The organism is Desulfuromonas acetexigens (assembly GCF_900111775.1).
GTDB lineage: Bacteria > Desulfobacterota > Desulfuromonadia > Desulfuromonadales > Trichloromonadaceae > Trichloromonas > Trichloromonas acetexigens.
On sequence record NZ_FOJJ01000034.1, the window covers coordinates 114958 to 134923 of the forward strand.

The 19966-nt window shown below is 60.2% G+C and carries 15 protein-coding genes; all 15 read left to right on the plus strand.

Annotation, left to right across the window (positions count from 1 at the left end):
• Nucleotides 1–2: 2 nt before the first annotated feature.
• The 15 genes from BQ4888_RS11275 to BQ4888_RS11345 all read left to right on the plus strand — a co-directional run bounded on the left by BQ4888_RS11275 (nt 3) and on the right by BQ4888_RS11345 (nt 19902).
• Nucleotides 3–1496, plus strand: coding sequence for a hypothetical protein (locus BQ4888_RS11275; RefSeq protein ID WP_092057355.1), 1494 nt, complete (start codon nt 3–5; stop codon nt 1494–1496).
• A complete protein-coding gene (locus BQ4888_RS11280) occupies nt 1496–2104 on the plus strand; it encodes a hypothetical protein (protein WP_092057356.1) in 609 nt (202 codons plus the stop codon). The genes BQ4888_RS11275 and BQ4888_RS11280 overlap by 1 nt, the downstream gene beginning before the upstream one ends.
• On the plus strand, nt 2092–3741 hold the full coding sequence (locus BQ4888_RS11285) for a peptidylprolyl isomerase (RefSeq protein WP_092057357.1): 1650 nt from the start codon (nt 2092–2094) through the stop codon (nt 3739–3741). The genes BQ4888_RS11280 and BQ4888_RS11285 overlap by 13 nt, the downstream gene beginning before the upstream one ends.
• Nucleotides 3731–5674: a cytochrome c3 family protein gene (locus BQ4888_RS11290; RefSeq protein WP_170232835.1), complete on the plus strand. Its 1944-nt coding sequence runs from the start codon at nt 3731–3733 to the stop codon at nt 5672–5674. Before BQ4888_RS11285 ends, BQ4888_RS11290 begins: the two co-directional genes overlap by 11 nt.
• Nucleotides 5674–6858, plus strand: coding sequence for a cytochrome c3 family protein (locus BQ4888_RS11295; protein ID WP_092057359.1), 1185 nt, complete (start codon nt 5674–5676; stop codon nt 6856–6858). Before BQ4888_RS11290 ends, BQ4888_RS11295 begins: the two co-directional genes overlap by 1 nt.
• Nucleotides 6859–6871: 13 nt before the next feature.
• Nucleotides 6872–7747 (plus strand): NHL repeat-containing protein, encoded by an 876-nt coding sequence (locus BQ4888_RS11300; RefSeq protein ID WP_092057360.1) that lies wholly within the window; start codon nt 6872–6874, stop codon nt 7745–7747.
• Between the two features lie 65 nt (nt 7748–7812).
• Nucleotides 7813–8904 carry a cytochrome c3 family protein gene (locus BQ4888_RS11305; protein WP_092057361.1) on the plus strand — a complete coding sequence of 364 codons (1092 nt, stop codon included), beginning with the start codon at nt 7813–7815 and terminating at the stop codon, nt 8902–8904.
• Between the two features lie 10 nt (nt 8905–8914).
• Entirely contained in the window at nt 8915–10333 is a 1419-nt protein-coding gene (locus BQ4888_RS11310; protein WP_170232836.1) for a cytochrome c3 family protein, read from the plus strand.
• A 32-nt stretch (nt 10334–10365) separates the two neighbouring features.
• The gene (locus tag BQ4888_RS11315; protein ID WP_092057363.1) at nt 10366–11778 is read left to right on the plus strand and encodes a YncE family protein; all 1413 of its coding nucleotides are present in this window, start codon (nt 10366–10368) and stop codon (nt 11776–11778) included.
• A 445-nt stretch (nt 11779–12223) separates the two neighbouring features.
• Nucleotides 12224–13351 (plus strand): cytochrome c3 family protein, encoded by a 1128-nt coding sequence (locus BQ4888_RS11320; RefSeq protein ID WP_092057364.1) that lies wholly within the window; start codon nt 12224–12226, stop codon nt 13349–13351.
• A gap of 59 nt (nt 13352–13410) precedes the next feature.
• Nucleotides 13411–14556, plus strand: a complete 1146-nt coding sequence (locus tag BQ4888_RS11325; protein WP_170232837.1) for a cytochrome c3 family protein — start codon at nt 13411–13413, stop codon at nt 14554–14556.
• A gap of 226 nt (nt 14557–14782) precedes the next feature.
• The gene (locus tag BQ4888_RS11330; protein WP_092057366.1) at nt 14783–15955 is read left to right on the plus strand and encodes a cytochrome c3 family protein; all 1173 of its coding nucleotides are present in this window, start codon (nt 14783–14785) and stop codon (nt 15953–15955) included.
• Between the two features lie 48 nt (nt 15956–16003).
• Nucleotides 16004–16555, plus strand: coding sequence for a methyl-accepting chemotaxis protein (locus BQ4888_RS11335; RefSeq protein ID WP_092057367.1), 552 nt, complete (start codon nt 16004–16006; stop codon nt 16553–16555).
• Between the two features lie 179 nt (nt 16556–16734).
• Nucleotides 16735–17238: a zinc ribbon-containing protein gene (locus BQ4888_RS11340; protein ID WP_170232838.1), complete on the plus strand. Its 504-nt coding sequence runs from the start codon at nt 16735–16737 to the stop codon at nt 17236–17238.
• A 276-nt stretch (nt 17239–17514) separates the two neighbouring features.
• Nucleotides 17515–19902, plus strand: coding sequence for a diguanylate cyclase domain-containing protein (locus BQ4888_RS11345; protein ID WP_092057369.1), 2388 nt, complete (start codon nt 17515–17517; stop codon nt 19900–19902).
• Nucleotides 19903–19966 lie beyond the last annotated feature (64 nt).

Genomic DNA, 19966 nt, shown 5'->3' on the forward strand with positions numbered 1-19966 from the left:
TGATGAGTTCGCGGGTCTCCTGGCAATACATTCTTGGTTTGCTCGTGCTCTTCCTGCTCTGCGGGGGGATGCCGGCGCGCGCCGAGCGAGTGGCGGTGCTGCCCTTGGCAGACCTGAGTCAGGGGGATAACGGGCTTAACCTGCCGCTGACCCGGGAGCTTGCCGCGACTCTCGAAGGCATGGGGGCCGCACTCGTTCCCGAAACCGATATTCTGGCCTTTCTCGCCGCTAACCGTCTGCGCGAAGCGGGCTTTCTGGATGTCTTTACGGTGCGTAAGCTGGGACGCGAGCTGCACTGCTCGCTAATCCTGCTGGGAACGGTCACCGAAAACGGCGGCGCTGACCCCGCTCTGGGCCTGACCCTGACCGCTTTTGATGCGGAGACCGGTAAGCCGGTCTGGTCCCGTACCGACTCGACCAGCCTTGGGGAACAGGTGCGGGCCTTGGCTATCGGCCAGCCGCAAGAACTGGATGACCTTAAAGGTCCGCTTTTTGAGGAGATGCTGGGGGCGCTGCGGTCCAAGGTTTCCAGTCGCATCATGCCCCTCAATCGCCTCTACCAGTTGGCCTCCATCCAGATTTCCCCGCCCTATGCTAAGGGGGGAAGTGAGGTCGAGGCCTTGGTCAAAATCCGCTTCCTTGATGCCCGTCCGGCCAGGATCGCCCTAGAAACGGAAGGCGGCACCGCCTATCTCTATCGCGACGCCGCCGCTGACAGCTATCGCGGCCGCTGGCAAGCACCCGAGCAGGAAGGTTCCTATCCCGTCACTCTGGCTTTGGAGTGGGGACGCAATCGTTCCGCTGAACGGATTCGCAATGTCGCCACTTATGAAGTCATCAATGAGCCGCCGCAGCTCAGCCTGGAGATCAAGAAAGGGGTGCAGACCGGCGAGGTGATCGCCTTTCGCGACCATCTGCTGATCCTCCCCCGCCTGGCTCGCGCCAAGCCGATGACCCGCTGGCTGCTGGAAATCAAGACCGAAGACGGCGAGGTGCTGGTGCGGGAAGAGCATGAAGGCAACCTGCCGGAACGGATGGTCTGGGAAGGGCGGGACGGCGGCCGGCGCAAGTTGTCCAACGGCACCTATGAAATCGTGCTCCATGCCTGGGATCTGGCCGGCAATCATTCCGTCGATGCGCGCATGGTCGCCTTGCAATCTTCGGCCTTGCCGGTTACGGTCGGTACCCTGAACGAAAATGGCAAAACCTTCCTCAAGATCGAAACGGCCGATGATAAAGGTTTTCCGCTCACCTCCTGGACCCTGAACGCCACCTCGCTCCAGGGGGAATCGCTCCTTGAGGTCGAAGGCAACGAATTGCCGGTGATGATCGAGCTTCCGCCTTTGGAAGGGCAGGGGACCATCCAGTACAACTTCGAGGGGGAGGATTTCCTCGGCAACCGCCTGCGTCTGGACAAGAAGAAGGTTGATCTCGGCAACGGGGAGCCGGAGACGCCTGCCGAAGTTCCGGCCAAATCCTGGGTTTCGGATTTCTGATGAACTATTTATCGCTCTTTGTGCGCACTCTGGCCGCCCTGGTCCTCTGTTCCACTCTCGGTTGTGTCTCCGGTTCCGGGCTTGATACCCGGTTTGCCGCCAAGGCGGTGCCGGAGGATATTTGCCGGGTGGCGGTCCTTCCCTTTGAAAATCGTACCCGCAACGCCGAGGCCGGAACCTTGGCCTACCGGGTTTTCAGCAGTGAGTTGCTGGCTTCCGGCGCCCTGGAGGTCGAGCCGGAGGGGGAGGTGCGGCTCTTCATGCTGCGCCATCGCCTGTTGCCCGGCGAAGTTCTCGACCCGAGCCATTATGCCGATCTCAATCAGCGTCTCGGGGTCGACGCGGTGGTGAGCGGAGTGGTGGTCGAAGTCGGCATGGATAGCGCCAAAGCGGGGGAAACGGTCCCCTTTGTCGCTTTGCAGGTGAATATGTTTGACGCCCGGGACGGGCAACGTGTTTTGAGCACTTTTCATCGCCGCTGGGGGGATGATTATCGCAAGGCCATGCATTTCGGCATGGTCAAAACCATTACCGGGGTTTTGTCGCATCTATCCCGGGAAGTCGTCGAAGATTGGCTGAAAAAAGGAGTGGGTAATTGCAAACGCTAGGCTGCAGAGCTTCCGTTTTTCTGGTTCTCGTTGTATCTCTCGTTCTTCCTGGCGCCGCACTGGCCTTTTTATGGGGGGATGCGCAGGAGCTGGTTTCCGTCAACGATACTCGCCTGACGACCGAGGATTACCGCGACTGGTGGCGGGAATGGCAAGAAAAAGAGATGCCGGTTCCCGAAACCCCTGACGAATTTGTCGACTGGATGCTCCTGTTTCAGGAAGCCCAGGCCATGCAGCTCGATCAGAATCCCGAATTTCTGAAAAAGGTGGGGATTTTTCTCAAGGTTCGGGCGCTGATGCAACTCAAGCAGGAAGAGGTCGGCGCCAAGACCAAAATGCCCGACGACAAGACCCTGTGGGAAGCCTATCGCAAGGGCTATACCCCGATCTACAACCTGCATATGGTGGCGGTTGATGCCGAGGAGCAGGCCGCTGAGATCAGGCGTCTGCTCGATGCGGGCAAGAGCCTCGCCGATGCGGCCAAGGAGACGGGGCTGTCCGGAGCCGACGAGGAGCTTGCGCAATCCGGGTCGATGCGGGCGAGCAAGATTCCCGAAGCTTTGCGCAAGTCTATTGCCGATGCCCCAGCAAAGAGCATTGTCGGTCCTATCCCTTTCGGTCATTCCTGGTATTTTCTTGAAGTTTTGGAGCGCAGCGACGGTAGCAAGGAAGATTTCGCCAAGGTCAAGAATGACCTGATCCGCCACGATCTTAAAGTGCAGGAAAACGAACTGACCCGGCAGCTGACGGAGGCGTTGGCCAAAAAATACCAGGTGACGGTGGACGAGGAACTCCTCGGCCGGATCACCGCCGAGGGCTTTCCGAAAGAGGATGGCGAAAAAACGGTACTGCGCGTCGGCAATACGGTGGTGAGTGTCGACGCACTCTATCAGGCGACGCTCAAGGAGTTGGAAATGCGCGGCGGAGCCCATCGCAAGTCCCTTGATTTCGAGGCGACCAAGCAGCGTGTGGTCGCCGACGCCGTCGCCCAGACCGTGACCGGGCTGGAGGCGCTGGATCGACACTATGAAAGCCAGCCGCCGCTGAAAGCAACCTACGATTTCTACCGCCAACACCGCATGATCAAGGAACTGGAAAAGGCGGTGCTTGAACCTGGAATCAAGGTCGACGAAAACGACGCCAAGGCCTACTACGCGGCGCATCCCGAACTTTTCAGCCGCGGGGGGCTGGTCGAGCTGTCGGTGGTGCAGACCAACGAAGTCAAGTTGGCCGAGCAGGTGGAGGAGGAGCTCAAGGCGGGGGGGGATTTCTTCAAGGTGATGCAGCCCCTATCGCCGGCCGGGGTGGAAGTTCGGCGGACGCCGCTCGATCACCTCCATCCGGTCATTCAGCAGGCAGTGGCGACCATGGCCCCCGGTCAGGTCAGTGGCGCCCTTAAGGACGGTGACAATATCTATTTCGTCAAACTGATTCGGACCGACGAAACGGAATCGATCCCTTTTGAGAAAGTTGCCGAGGATATCCGGACCCGGCTGCGCGAGGAGCGTTTTGCTGCGGCCAAAAGCGAGCTGGTCAAGACCCTGCGCGACCGTTCAGCGATCAAGGTCAATCAACGGGCCTGGAACAGTCTGCGAAAAAGCCTGATCAAAGAGGGGGATGGCAAGAATGAAAAATAAACTGACGCATAGGGTGGGATGGTTCGGCGCGATTCTGGGTCTGCTGATGCTGGCGGCCTGCGCCGGCGGCGGAAGCTCGGCGCCGAAGGGCGGCAGCGGCAAGCCCTGCCTGGAGTGCCATGCCGAATACCGGCAGCGCCTGATGCAGGGGGTTGTTCATGCTCCGGTCGCCAAGGAAGACTGCAACGCCTGCCATCGCGGGCATGGCCTGATCGGCGGCGCCTATCTGAACAGCACGGTGCCGGCCCTCTGCTTTCGCTGCCATGGCGAGATGGGCAAGACCCAGGGCGATCTGAAAGTTCCCCATCGGCCGGTGAGCGAGGGGAAATGCGCGGCCTGTCATGAAACCCACAACGGCCCATATGCGGCCCTGCTCAAGGCCGAAGGGGAGCAAAGCTGCTTCGCCTGCCATGACAAGCAGCCCTTTGCCGGCAAGAATCGCCACCAGCCGCTGAGCGAAGGGTGCAAGGCCTGTCATCAGACGCACGGCAGCGACTTTCCGGCGCTGTTGGGCGAAGAGCGGGATGCCCTGTGTCGGCGCTGCCATGATGCCGGGACGGCCGCCTTCAAAGGGAAGCATGGCGGTTATCCGGTGACCACGGCCTGTGTCGACTGCCACAGCAGCCATACTTCCGATCAGGTCGCCCTGTTGCGGGCCCATGTTCATTCCCCGGTACAGGGGGGGGAGTGTTCCCAGTGTCATGCCGCAGCGACAGCCGCCGCGCCCTTCGGGGTAAAATCCCAGGGCGGCAACCTCTGTTACGGCTGCCACGGCGATGTTCAGCAGATGCTCAATCAGCCCGGCGTCCATGCGCCGGTTGCCCAGGGAACCTGCGATGCCTGCCATTCCCCCCACGCCGGCGACCATCCCGGCATGACCAGGACGGATCCCGCCGAGCTGTGTTTCGAATGCCACAAATTCAAGCATTTGGGACCCGGGGTGCCACACGAGGAGGCCAAGGCGCACCAGCCCGTGGCTGAGGGGAATTGTCTGGCCTGCCATGACGGTCATGCGCCGGCCTCCGGGCAGGATGCGCTGCTGCGCAAGGCCTCGGACCAGCTCTGTCAGGATTGCCATGCCGGCGTCACCGCTACCCGGCGGGTGGCGCATCCGCCGGCCCGGGACGGGCGTTGCTCTACCTGCCACCAGCCCCACGAAAGCAAATTCGGCGGCCTGCTGGTCAAAGATCAGCGCACTCTGTGCGGCGAGTGCCATCAGTCCGTGGACCAGGATATGGGGCGCCCCAGTCTGCACAGCCCCTTCGCCGGCGGCAAGTGCGACGGTTGTCATGATCCCCATGGGGCCAATCAGAAGCAGCTGTTGCTCAATACCGGCGTCGCCCTGTGCGCGCCCTGTCATCCCCAGGTGGAAGATGAGCGCAAGCAGCCGCGCCGCCATCAGCCCTTCCGCGAGGGGCGGTGCGACCTTTGCCATGATCCCCATGCCGCCGATCAGCCCTTCCAGCTGACCAGCGCCGCCGACGGGTTGTGCGTGACCTGCCATCCCGGACGCAAGGTGACCGAGGCGGTTCCCTCCGCCCATCGCAATTGCGCGGTCTGCCATCATGCACACGGTAACGACGAGCCCAGCTATCTGCTGCAGGAGCAGCCGACGCTCTGTATCAACTGCCACAAGATCAACAGCTTCTGGGAGAAAGGGAGCGGTCATCCGCCGGCGGAAGAGGGGAAGTGCGGCGCCTGCCACGATCCCCATGCCCCGCAGAACTATAAGGAGGTGGGGACGCTCTGCGCCGGGTGTCACGAGCTGGGGGCCGCCCTCAAGAAGAGCCACCAGGGGATCGAACCCGGCCGGAACAGCTGTCTGGGTTGTCACGACCCCCATGGCGGTCCCGACAAGTCGCTGACCCTGCCGGTGAAACATGCACCTTTCGCCGACGGCGATTGCAAGGCTTGTCATAAGGGAGGTCGCTAATGAAGAAAATCGTTAAGGCCCTGATGTCAGCGGTATTCATCTGGCTTACCTTGGTGCTTCTGCCGGCGCCGGGTCTCGCATCGTCCTGTTTCGAATGCCACAAACCGAGCGAATTCCAGGGCGCGGTCGTTCACCGTCCGGTCGCCGAAAAACGTTGTGATCAATGTCACAATCCCCATGTCGCCCGGCATGAAGGCCTGCTGGTCATGGCGCAGCGTGAATTGTGTCAGGGGTGCCACGAGCCACTGCGCAAGCGCATGGAGAATAGTTCGTTTCTGCATCAGCCGGTTAAGGAAGGCAACTGCGGCGGCTGTCATGCGCCGCATGCCTCGGCGGTCGCCGGGTTGCTCGACAAACCCGAAAAGGAACTGTGCTTTGGCTGCCATGACCGCTTGAACAAGTCCTATTCCCGTCCGCATAAGCCCTTTCAGGACGGTCGTTGCGGAACCTGTCACGATCCCCACGGCGGTGACGATTATCGCCTGCTGAAGACGTCCGGCGCCGGGTTGTGCCTGGGCTGTCATAAAAATGAAGAGGGGATGAAAAAGGCCCACCTTGGCCGCGATTCCCGTTCTCTCGACTGTCTGGGTTGTCATCATCCCCACGGCGGCGACGGGCGGGGACTGCTGCGGGGGGTCAAGCACAAGCCTTTCGCCCAGGGGAACTGCCAGACCTGCCACGGTAAGAGCCAGGGTGCGGACAGCTGTCTCGGGTGCCACCAGGGGGTGTTGGCTTCGTTCAACAAGACCCATAGCCATCTGCAAAGCAGCGATGGCGGCAATCCCTGCATCGCCTGTCACAATCCCCATGTCGGTGACCGGGCTGGGCTGTTGCCGGCCAATGAGGGGGCCGGTTGCCAATCCTGCCATCCCGGAACCTTCAAGCGGAGTTCGCAGATGCTGCATCAGCATCCCGGTTGGAACAAGTGCTCCGATTGTCACGATCTGCACGGCTCCGACTGGCCGGGGATGGTCAAGGGCTCGGCCGCGGATGTCTGTGCCAATTGCCATGAACGGCACAAGAGCTTTTCCCATCCCATGGGTGAAAAGGCTCTGGACCCACGCAACGGCACCCCGATGGACTGCATGACTTGCCACGATGCCAACGTCGGGACCAATTACAAGTACTTCCTCCATGGCAGTGCCGAGCGCGGTCTCTGTGTCCAGTGTCATCTGAGCTATTAAGGGGAGAGCACCTATGAAATACAAAATCATTCTGGCCCTGCTCGTCCTTTTGGGAGCGGTGCCAGAGCTGAAGGCGGAAACCGGCCCGTGGAATTTTCTCATGCAGCTGCCGACGCGGGATTCGGGGCTCAAGTTGGATCGCCCCGTTGCCATCGACGTCGATAGTGAAAGCCGTCGCTACTATGTGGTCGATCCGGTGGGCGGAACACTCCTCTCCTTCGATCGCGACGGCAAGCATCTGGCCGCTTTCAATGCCGGCGGTGCGTTGAAACAGCCGGTCGCTTTAGCCAAGGGGCGCAGTGGGGCACTCTGGGTGATCGAGCGCTCCACCAACCAGGTGTTGCGGGTCAATCCCAGCGAACAGCAGGTGCAGCGGTTCGATCTGCGTTATGCCGACGGCAGCTTGATTTTCCCCGCGCGGCTGGCGGTGGATGAGCGGGGGCGCCTGCTGGTGCTTGATCGGATGCGCGGAACGGTGGTACGGTTAGACGACAACCTCAAAGTCGAGACGATTTTCGCTGCTCAGTCCGGCGGCCGGGGATTTGTCGATTTCAAGATCAAAGCGAACGGGATCTGGGCCCTCGACGGCCTTGCCGGAAAAGTTTATCGCTTTACCGACGGTGCCGCTCCGAGCGTCATTACCTTGAACCGCGCCATGGAATTCCCCAACTCTCTGGAGATCGATCAGGGGGGGCAGCTTTATGTCCTCGACCGGCATGCGGGCACCGTCGTGGTTTTCGGGGCGCAGGGGGATTTTCGCCATGAACTTCTCGGTCGTGGCAAGCGTCACGGTAAGCTCTGGTATCCCGCCCAGTTGCTCTTCGACTGGGAGGGCCGGCTGTGCGTGGTCGATGAAGGGAACAGCCGGGTGGATATCTTCAATCGTTGAGGTCTGATCCCGCTTGGAGTTTGCGGTGGGGGGGGCGGCTAACGGGGAATGGAAGAGGCCGAGGCATGACATTAAAAGCGGGTTGCCGATCTGCCCATGATGGGCTGTGTACGGGGTTGACGGGGTGTCTCTGTCTGCTGATCATGCTTTTGGCGCCGTCGGCACAGGCGGCGGTAACCGGGCTCTGTTCCAGTTGTCACACCATGCATTACAGCCAGGATGGGGGCGTCCTGCCCGAATGGGGGGATGACGGTCCCTATGAGGCGCTGCTGACTTCAACCTGCGCCGGCTGCCACATGGGCGTGAATAACGGGGACGCGACCCCTTTCGTCTTTTCTTCTCAGCCTCCGGTCTACGGCCTTTCCGGTTCCGGCGCCGACAGCAATACCCTCGCCGGAGGCAACTTCTACTGGGTCGCGCAAGCCGGCGGCGATACCCGGGGCCATAACGTCCATGGCCTGATGGCCCGCGATCAGACCTTGTCGCAGCCCCCCGGCTATACCGGCAATCGCGCCGCCGCCGACGGTAGCGTCCCCGCTGGTGGTTCCTGGCCCGTTGGGCAGCAGGTGACCTGCGCCGGGGTTTACGGCTGTCATGGTAGCCACAGCGAACAGTCCCTGGCTGAAGCGGTGCGTGGCGGCCATCATCAGGGGCGCAGCGGTGCGCTTGTTAGCCCCGGTACCGAGCCTGCCAACGGCTTCCGCATGCTGGTGGGGATTGCCGGTTACGAAGATGCCGACTGGGAGTTTCACCCCACCACCGCCGCCCACAACCAGTACAAGGGTGCAACCGGCGGGACCGACAACTCCACGATCAGTTCGCTGTGTGCCCGCTGCCACGGCAACTTCCATTCGGCAGTCACCGCCGGTTCCCCCTGGCTGCGTCATCCCGTCGACTACGACATGGGTTCTACCGCGCCGAGTTCCGAATATCGCTCCTATGGCGGCGAGAACCTCAATAGCTATCGGCCGGATATTCCCGTGGCCAGCCTGAATGTCAGCCAGCCTTTGACCAAGGTCACTTTCTCCGGTGATACCATCGTCGCCTGCGTTTCCTGCCATCGTGCCCATGGCTCTCCCAATCACAAGATGATGCGTTGGGATTATGCCGGAAGCATCGGTGGCGGCTGCACGGCCTGTCACACTTCCAAGGATTGAGAGGCGAGTCATGAGCAGACCGGTAACGGATCAGCCGCGACCGAAGCGGATTCGTCACGCCACCCTCGTTGCGGCACTATGGCTTGCGGCCCTCGCCGTACCCGTCTGGGCCGGCCCTTATGGGGATTCGGCGCACGGTGATACGGTGAACGGCGTCGCGCGTATCGGCCTGGCTTCCCCGGGGCCCTATGTCGTCGGCAACTGCGCCCATTGTCATGAGCAGCATGCCAGTATGGGCGGCGTTGAGCCTACGCCCGTGTCGGGGAGTCCTTCCCCCTTCGCCCTCTTTTCCCCGGGCTTTGATTCGAGTCGGCGCTATAAGCCTTATCAGACCACGGATGTCATGTGTTTCGGTTGCCACGCCGCCACCGGTTCCCAACAGGCGCCGGGCGGCTCTCTACTCAATTACGATTACGCCAGGGCATTTGCCGGTTATGACACCGGCGGTCCCTCCGGTATTCTCGAAGCCTTTAATCAAAATCTGGCCGGTTCCGACGCGTCCTACCACAACCTTTACGATGTCTGGAGCTATGCCAAGCGTTTCCCCTATTTCAAGGACGCTTCGGCCCCTTGCGACGCCTGTCACAATCCCCATCGTGCCCGCCGCAACCGGGAATTCCCACAGAACCCCGAATACACCGCTCTCTCGCGACCGACCGAACATGAAAGCCTGTGGGGGGATGGGGCGGAGGAACGGATGAGCGCCTATGGCGGCAGTTATCAAGCGCCGCTCTATTTCGGCTCGCACATGACCTATGAGCCGGGTGGGGTCGGCGAAATCGGTGCCGACGGCTCTCAAACCCCCAACTATGTGACCTATTGCAACGATTGCCACGGGGATCGAATTCGCAGCACCACCCTGGCCCGGGACGTGACCGCCATCGACTGGAAGACCGGCGGTGGTGATTCCGTCGGTTCCGGAGACAAACATGGATACAATGGTTTCACCGGCTCCATCTTCATGAAAAAGCCTTTTGACAAAGTTGCCGTGCCGGCGGGGGGTTATGTTCTGTCCTGCATGGACTGTCACGAAGCGCACGGTTCCCCCAATGCCTATCTGGTGCGACGCTCCGTCAATGGCGAGGCGCTGGATGGCGTCTTCGCTCAGGATCCCTCAGGCAAGTCCTGGGCCTATCTCTGTGGCCGCTGTCATCAGGACGATTACCAGCAGGGCGGCGATCTCAATCAGGTCAATCGCTGGCGCACCGTGCATCACGGCGGCACGGGCACGATCGGCTCGGATGTCCCCTACCAGACGGGCGGGGGAGGCAATTGCGTCAACTGCCACGAATGGAGCTCCGGTCCCCAGCCGATCGGCTGCGGCTACTGCCATTTCCACGGCTCTTACTGCGACAGTACCCACCCCGGAACCCTGCCCAACGGCAAAACCATTCCCGCACCCATCGGCGGTGTTCGACGGACGTTTTGACGGCGATTAATCACTCAGGCGAGGCGCAGGATATGTTCTTTAAACCCGGATTTTCGACCTTTCTTTGCCTGCTGCTTTTTGGTTTTCTGCTCAGCGGATGCGCCGGTGGCACAGCGGTGGGGCGCACGGCCCCCCGTGTGACGGCGGACCAGTCCCTGGTTTCGCTCTATCTGTCCACCACTGGAGTTTCTACGGAAAAGATCGAGTTGACGATCGAGGGCCTCGCTCTTCTCATTGGGGATGTCTGGATCGACCTTCCGGCCGAGGCGCAACGGCTGCAACGGCGAAAACTTGAAGGGCGGCAGTTGCTCCTTGGGGTTGGCGCTTTTCCCGTCGGCGAGTGCCGGCGCTTGCGTTTCAATGTGAAAGAGGTTCGCGTCGGCGGACAGGGGGGGCCGCAGGTTTCCGATCAGGCCGTGGAACTCCCTTTGTCCCGACCGTTGACCTTGAACGGGTCGGGCAGTACTTGCCTCTTTGTCGACTGGCAGCTGCAGCCGTCCCAGCTCGGGGAAGCCCCTTTTGTGCCCCGCTTTTCCGCTCATGGGCAAGAGCTTCCGCTGGGACAGGATCTGGCCTATGTCGTCTGTGACGACATCAACACCCTGTATCTGCTGCGCACGGATACCAACTTTGTCACTGCGGCGCTGGGCCTACCGGGGCCCCTCGGGGAACTGGCGGTCGACAGCCGCAGGCGGCGCTTGTATGTCCTGAGCACAGGGGATCGGGCCATTCATGTCTTCAGCAGCGCCAATACCCAGTACCTTGAGCGGATTCCCCTGTCGATTACCGTCAACCCCCGCAATCTCTGTCTTTCCACAGATGGGTCCAGTGCCTATGTGAGCGATCCCGCCACCAATCGGGTGCTCAAGGTCGATCTCGAAAGCGGGGTCGTCGCGGCTCAGGAAATCGTCGGTTTCCGTCCGGAACGGCTACACTATTTTGTCGCCGACGGGCGCTCCTGGTTGGCGGTCAGTTCCCCCACCGCCCAGCGGGTCTATCTCCTCAACGGCGACAGCCTGGCCTTGCTGCGGGAAATCCCCGCCGGCTTGGAAGCCGACGGCATGCTCTTTTACCATGACCAGTTTTATGTAGCGGAGCGCGGTAGCAGTTCGGTTTCCGCCTTCGACTATCGCAGCGGTCGGCAACTCTCCCGTATTACTGTGGGGTGGGAGCCGGTCTATCTGCTCGGATTCGACAACAAGGTTTTTGTCAGCAACCAGAAAGATGCCGCACTCTCGGTTTTTCACGCCGGACAGAATGCGACCGCCAGGCGCATTCCCCTGGACGCCTCGCCCTTTGTCATGGCGGCCTCGGAGCGCCGACGGCAGCTCTATATCGCCCATCGTGAGGTCCACAGCCTGAGCGTGCTGGATCTGTCCAGTGAGAGGATCATCGGCGAAATCATGCTCGGGGGGGCTCCCTTTTTTGTCGCCGTTCTCGATTGATGTCGAGAGTTTTTTCCTTTCCCGGAACATAGGGATTGACAAGAAACATTAGTCAGGATTATAAAAAGGGGTAGAAGGTGAAACGTTCTACACGGTGCGGAGGGGGCTTGGCATCGGAAAGGGCGGATTCGCCCCCGGTTGCCACGCCGGGGAAAATTCATTCCTTTTCCTCCCCCTCGAAAAAAACGCGACCCACGGCGGAACAATCTGCTGCCAATGCTCGAAAAACGAGTTCCATGGGCCGGGCGTCGGTTCCATCTAATCGTTTTCGGGTTGTCGGAAAGGGGGTGAACGAATAGATAAAGGGAGTTAAGGCTGCCGATAGGTGGCGTCGGAACGAAGCTGCCACTTCGATTGCCGAACAGGCGGGCCGCCTGCCATGGATACCGGTCCGCGCGGAACATCGGGAATGTCCCGGTTAAATGAACAGGGAACAGGAGGCTAAATGAGGAAGTTCATCACATTGGATGGCCGGAGCCGCACGCTTCGGTCGCTGAGAATCGGCGGTTTTGTTGCACTGCTGATTCTCATGACGGGTGTGACCGTCTGGGCCCGGGTCGGTGGTGCCTGCGTCAACTGTCATACCATGCACAACAGTCAGGATGGCGTCAGTGTCGTCGATACGACCCTTCCCGCCCTGATCAACACCGATTGTGTCGGTTGCCATTCGAGCGATGCGGAAACCATCGTCGATCTCGGTGACGGCACCCGCATTCCCATCGTCTATACCAAGACCGCTCCCAACCTGGAACAGGGTACGCCGACGTCGATGCTGGCCGGTGGTAACTTCCATTGGGTCGGCAACGGCGAAGACAACAAGGGGCACAACGTTTACGGCATCTCCGCGCGGGATGCCACACTCAGTAAGGCCCCCGGGGATGGCGGTTATGCCAATGAGGGGCTCTGCCAACCCTGTCATTCGACCTTGGCTGTAGAGGGGAGCGGTTGCGAAGGCTGTCACATGCCGGCCCATCATGCCGATGACTCGGATGCGGTGGTGACATCCCAGGGCGGTTCCTACCGGTTTCTGGGCGACGTCATGACGCAGGTGTTCGGTGGTTACCCGCCGGAGAAACAAGACCCCGCGCTGTTCAAAGGGGTGAGGGGGATTGAAGACCCCGACTGGGAACAAACCGTTTCCTCAACCAAGCACAACGTCTATGCCGGGGTAGATGAAAATTATTCTGCCTATCCGATCCTGGCCAAGGAAACCGTCGGGCAGATGTGCGCCGGCTGTCACAGCAATTTCCACCACGCCATGAACAGCGAGCAGGGCGATTTCTCCGGTGTCTGGATCCGCCATCCTTCCGACGTGCTCATTCCCAACGAAGGGGAATACGCCGCCTACACCACCTACAATCCCCTGGCTCCCGCCGCCAAACAGACCCTGACGGCCGGTATGGAAACTTCCGACACAGTAACGCCGGGGAGCGATATCGTTACCTGTATCTCCTGCCACCGGCCCCACGGTTCGCCTTATCCGGACATGCTGCGCTGGGATTACGATACCTGCGATGCCGGAACGGCCAACGACGAATGCGGTTGTTACGTCTGCCACACCGCAAAGGACTAGAAGCTTCACCCAACTGAGTTTTTGAGCAGCAAATGAACACCAACAAAGGGAGAAAGAAGATGAACGGAGGAAAATTCAAACTGCTGACCCTGCTGGCCGCGACCGCCCTGGTGCTCTTCTGCGCCGGTAACGTTCTGGCCGCCGCTTCCGGCGCCTGCGTCAACTGCCACACCATGCACAACAGCCAGGATGGTGCCTCGATGATGGTCGACGGCACCGACGGTCCCGCTCCGGCGCTGGTTCGCGCCGCCAGTTGCTACGGTTGCCACGGCGATGTGGATATCGTCAACGGCACCTGGGACAACTTCCTGACCGCCCCCGGTAAGACCCCCCGGATCAACGCCCAGACCTACGGTGATTACGGAGTCAGCGGCGACACCCTGGCCGGTGGTTCCTTCTACTGGGTTGATGACGCAGGGATGGCCGCCGACGCCAAAGGACACAACGTCGTCAGCGTCGCCGGACAAGACGGCAAACTCGGCTACCAGCCCCCGGGTTGGGATCCCAACTTCAGTGTTAACGGCCAGATCAATGGCGGCGCCGAAACCTGGAATAATCAGCTGACCTGCGCCGGCGTTACCGGTTGCCACGGCGACCATACCGCCACCGACGACTTCACCGCCGTCAAAGGCGGCCATCATGGCGACGACAGCGAACTCGATGGTTCCACCGTCGCCAAGAGCTATCGTTTCCTCAAGGGCATTATCGGTTACGAGGATCCCGAGTGGGAATTTCAGCCGACCGCGACCAAGCATAACCAGTATCATGGCGAAGCCCGCACTGCCGATACCGCCACCAACACCAAAACCATCAGCTACCTTTGCGCCGAGTGTCATGGGGATTTCCATAGCGGCGAAGGTACGCTGGGTGCCGACGGCACGACCTGGGGCGCTCCTTGGTTGCGTCATCCCACCGATCTCGACATGAACGACCTGCCCAACACCGAATACGCCCTCTATAACGGCGACAAGAGCTACAGTGTCGTTGCTCCCGTGGCCAGCGAAGACGTCAGCGCCGTGAAATCCTCGGTTCTGGTTGGTGCCGGTGACGCCGTTGTTACCTGTATTTCCTGCCACCGCGCCCATGGTTCGCCTTTTGACGACCTGCTGCGCTGGAAATACAATGAAGATGGTCATCTGATGGTGGCCGCCAACGGGACTTCCGGCAATGTCGGCTGTTTCGTCTGCCACACCACCAAGGACTAATCTTCGACCAGCCGCTTAACTCGGAAGCACCTGGCCGGGCCCTCCAGGGCCCGGCCTTTTTCATTGGTGCGACGGTAACCGTGGCAATGGCGAAGTTCTTGACCCAAGAACTCATTGGGTTTAGTCTGCCGTGGGAAAAGACGTTGCGGGGGGGGATGGTTGACTTCGGCTGAGAGCTAAGGCTGATGCCCCCGGGTGTTACGGTTTATTGACCCTGAGAGGCACGATGCGCGTACAGTTGATACTTTTTATGGTCGGGCTGCTGCTGGTAAGCGGTTCCCCTCCGCAGGGGGCTTGGGCTTCGGATTCGTCATGTGACGACTGTCATCGTCAGGTTCTCGATCACGGCATGGGCAAGCGCTATGTCCATATGCCTTTTCTGAAAAAACAGTGTTCCGCTTGTCATGTCTCGGGGCAGACGGTTTCCGTGCCCACCCGCCGGGAGATCGATACGGCCCATGAGCCGCCGCCGCAAAAGGTCCAATGGCTTCGCGACGTCCAGGGGGTCGCGGCACAGCATTGGGTTTTGCTTTCCCCTGAGGCCCTGGGCAAGAAACTGGTCTACAAGGCCGGAGACGGCAATAATCGAACCGGCTTGCTTGAACTCCCTCTGCCCCCCCTAGGAAGTCTTTCGGCGATGGAGAATGACGGGCGTGGACCGGCGATCACCGATGTGCGGGTAAGCGATGTACGCCGAGGAATTTCCACGACCGCCACCATCGCCTGGAACACGGATGAGTTTTCCGATTCTCTCGTCGGTTACGGAGTCTCCGCCCCCGATTCGACCAAAGCCGATGGGAAACTGACTCGTGAGCACGAAATATTGTTGACCGGTCTTGATAAAAACCGGACCTATCGATTTAAGGTAACTTCCCGGGATGTTTCCGGCAACCTTTCCAATTCGGATATCCTCGAATTTTCCACCAGTGCAACCTTCATTCAGGATACCCCCCGGCACGAGCGGAATTCCAGGAGCGCCGGGCCAGTAGAGGTGACGCCTCAGCTTTACCGACAGGGCGACCGGTATCTCGCGATTTTCGAAGCCAATCAACCGGTGACGCTTGCCTTGGGGATTCCCGAAGAGACTCCGGAACGGGTCGTGACGGCCGTCGCGGGCGCTCCCGGGGAGGAAAGTCGGTCCCATCCGGTGCTCAAAAGCGAACTTGATACCAATATTCACGCCTGTGACAGCTGCCACGCCTATCTGAAACAGGGCTACTCCCATCCGGTCAACGTTTTCCCCAAGCCCGGCATGGTCATTCCCAAAGAATATTCCTTGCTTCCCGATGGGCGCATCAGCTGCATGACCTGCCATGTACCCCATGGCGGGGATTTTGAATATCGCCTGGTAAAGTCCGGGAAGAAGGATCTCTGTCTCGGATGTCATACGGATTATTGATTCCGGCGTAAGAGTATCGTCATTTACCTTTATTTTTTCGAGGGCCGCATGGAACGAAGCAAGACCTATAAGGATCGCAAGAAGCTCAACCTTGCCGTGAAACGGGAATTTCAAAGCTGGCTGCTCAAGCAGGTCCTTCTGGCCGTGGTGTTGAGCGCGGTGGTGGCGGCCTTGGTTCTCTATTTTTATGCACGCCAGGAGGTTGTCGGGTCTTTCTTCGATGCCCATGTCAAGCTGCGCCGGGTCAGCGATCTGCTGCTCCCTGTGGTTTTCGCCGGCAGTCTGGTGAGCCTCATCGGGGGCGCTTTACTGGCGCTCTTTTTGCCGCAAAAGGTTGCCGGTCCCCTCTATCGCATCGAAACCGATCTAGCCAAGGTGTCTGAGGGAAATCTAGCGACGCGGATCAAGCTGCGGGATAACGACACCTTGCAGGATTTTGCCGGACATGTCGATGAAACCGTGCTGGCCCTGCGCCGGCAGGTCGTTGAGCTTCGCCGGCGGCATGAAGTGCTCGAATCGGCGCTCTCATCGAACCAACTGGAGAAGGCGCGGGAGGCCGCGGCCGCGCTCAAAGAATCCCTCGACCACTTCAAGGTCTGAAACTCCCCTCCTCTTCATCTCCCGCACTTCCGGGCCGGACGCCAACAGTGGTCGTCCGGCCTTTTTGCGTCTGGCGTTTCGTCGTTCTCCTCCGCATGGGGATTGAGACTTTTGGTGGACTTGCTACACTGATTAAAATTGCACTGCTATTCATCCCCCCATTCCGAAGGAGTCTGCCCATGACCGATGAGAAACGCACGCCGGAAGAAGAGCATGAAGATGTCGGGTTGTACCAGAAGCTGGCCGCTCGCGCTGCGGAAATTTTGGAAGATGGGCGCAAGACCTTGGATGAGGCCCTGAAAAAGGCCGGGGAAGAAATAGCGGCCGGCGGCGAATACACCCGGGAGCAGGCCGAGCGAATCGGCGAGTTTCTGCGACGGGATCTTTCCGCCGTCGGCAAGAAGGCGCAGCAGGCACGGGATTCGGTGCTGGAGGCGGTCGAGCCGAGACGGGTTGTCGCCGGGATGCAGAGCGGCCTGTCCCGCCTTCTCACCAGCGCCGCCGATCTTTTGAACGAGTTGGCGGAAAAATCGGAACAGGGGCTCGAATTCAAAACCGGCGAGGTCACCAGCCCCGGCACCCTGACCTGTAAAGACTGCGGCAAGGAGATGCATCTCAAGTCGACCGCCCGAATTCCTCCCTGCCCTCATTGTCACAAAACCCTCTTCCGCAAATCCTACTGAAAGCACCTACGCGACCGACCTGCTTCGGCAGGTCGGTCAATCGTAATCTCCGGCGCATGCGCATCCCACCTGGATTCCACTTCTCTGAAAAAATCCCTCCCGATTTTTTGCAGAATCTTGAAATATCTTCTCCCGGCGCAAGGCGACTCTTTTGTTGAGGTGGGGAGAAGGGGAATTTTAGCGAGGCTATAGGAATCTGGACTGAATTTTGCTAGATTGAACGAATCGGCCTGCGAAAACTCGTTACGAATCTAGTGGCTTGAGGATGTGAAGCGGATGGGAAAACGGAATTTCTGGGCGTTGGTGGTGGCGTTGTTCTTGTGGGGTGGGTGCGCCTGCGCCTTCGCGGCGACCCCCTTGCGGGTCGGCGTCTATCAGAACATGCCTCTGCTCGGTTACGATACGGACGGAAAGGCGAAAGGGCTTTTCGCTGAGTTGCTGGAGGAGGTGGCGCGGCGGGAAGGCTGGGAGCTGACCTATCTCCCGGGCAGTCTGGCGGAAAGCCTGCGCCGGCTCGAAGTAGGCAGTCTCGACCTGGTACCGACGGTCGCTTTTTCGGCGGAACGGGCCGAACATTTCGCCTTTGGCGAAGAGACGGTCTTTGCCTCCTGGGGGCAGATCGTTGCTCCGGAGGGGGCGGGGATCGAAACGATTCTCGATCTCGACGGCAAACGGGTAGCGGTGGTCAAAAAAAATATCCACTACGACGGGCCCCAGGGACTGCTGCGCACCGCCGAGAAGTTCGCCCTGCGCCTGAGCTTTGTCGAGTGCGACGATTTTCCCGGCGTATTGCGGGCGGTGCGCGACGGTCACGCCGACGCCGGTCTGCTCGGTCGCCTGGAAGGACTCGCCGGCGACGATCTGGCTCATCTGCGCAAGACCTCAGTGTTGCTCAGTCCCGTTTCGATACGGGTCGCCTTTGCTAAAAAAGGTGACCCGGCCCTGGTGCGGGCGTTTGATGCCTCTCTTCGCGAGTGGAAACAGTCGGAGGATTCCATTTATCAGCAGGCCCTGGCGCGCTGGGTCGGTGGCGAAAAGCGCTCTATTTTGCCGGAGTGGTTGCCGACCGCCCTGCGGGTCATGGGCGGAGGACTGGCGCTGCTCGTTGTTGTCACCGTCTTCAGCCGCGTGCAGGTTCGGCGAGGCTTACGGGAAATTTCTCAAAAAAATCATCAACTCGAAACCGAGATCGATGAGCGGCGGCAGGCCCAAAATGATCTGCAATGGGAACTCAAGGTCAACCGCGCGGTCGCCGAACTCAGCCGATTACTGCTCCATTCTTCGGCTCTTGACGAAATTACCCATGTCATTCTCGAAGAGGCCAAATCTTTGACCGACAGTCCTCACGGTTTTGTCGGTTTCATTGACCCCCGCAGCGGCGCCATGGTCTGCCCGACCATGACCCGCGATATCTGGGAGGCCTGCCAGGTCCCCGATAAGAAATTCGTCTTTCACAGCTTTCATGGACTCTGGGGCTGGATTCTCAAAGAACGGCAGCCGATTCTCTGCAACGACCCCACGACTGATTACCGCTCCACCGGCATTCCCGGAGGGCATGTGGCAATCCGCCGTTTCGTCGGTGTTCCGGCCCTGGCCGACGGCCGCTTGCTCGGCATCATCGCCCTGGCCAACGCGGAGCGGGATTATCACGCCAAGGATCTGGAACTGCTGGAGCGTCTGGCCTCCATGTACGCTCTGGCCATCCGCACCATGCGTGCGACCCAGGCGATGCGTGAAAGCGAAGCGCGCTTTCGGGCGATCTTCGAGCTTTCCGGCGTCGGTATCGCAACCCTCAGCCCCGAAGGACATTTTCTTCAGGTCAATCCCGCCTATTGCCGTTTTCTTGGTTACTCTGCCGAAGAGATCCTCCACAAGAGCGTCGAGGACGTCACCCATCCCGAAGATCTGGCGGTGACCCGAACCCTCTACGAAGAGGTTCGCCAGGGGAAGAGAGACTTTTTCGCCTACGACAAGCGTTTTGTCCATCGTAGCGGCCGGGATATTTGGGGGGCGGTCACCGTGGCCTGGTTGCTCGACGAGGAAGGTCGGCCCGAGTATGCCGTGGGGATGGTTCAGGACATTACCGAACGGAAACTGGCCGAACTGCGTCTGGCGGAAAACGAAGAGCGCTTCAAGCATCTGGCTCATCATGACAACCTCACCGGCCTGCCCAACCGCTTGCTCTTTGCCGATCGCCTGCACCATGCCATGAGTCGCGCCCGACGTTCCGGCGCGTTATTGGCGCTCCTCTTTTTCGATCTCGATCGTTTCAAGGCGATCAATGACACCCATGGTCATGAGGGCGGGGACGAGGTCTTGCGGGCGGTGGCCCAGCGCCTGACTGGTCTGGTTCGCGACGCCGATACCGTGGCCCGTTTCGGCGGGGACGAATTCATTATTCTGATGGAGGATGTGACGGAGACCACCGACGTCGAACATCTGGCCGGGAAGGTTCTCGCCGGTCTCGCTCAGCCTCTCCCCCTCGGCGACCAGACCCTGACGGTCACCACCAGTATTGGCATCAGCATCTTCCCTCGTGACGGGGCGGATGCCGATACGCTCATCAAACGCGCGGACGATGCCATGTTCCGGGCCAAGCAAGAGGGGCGCAACCTCTTTGTTTTTCACGATGAGACCCCCTTGGCGAGAGTCGCGGGCCCCTGACCGGCCCTGCGGCTACGCTCAGGGCACACGACTTCGGTCTCGCGAAGAATCGGGCTTAAGGAAG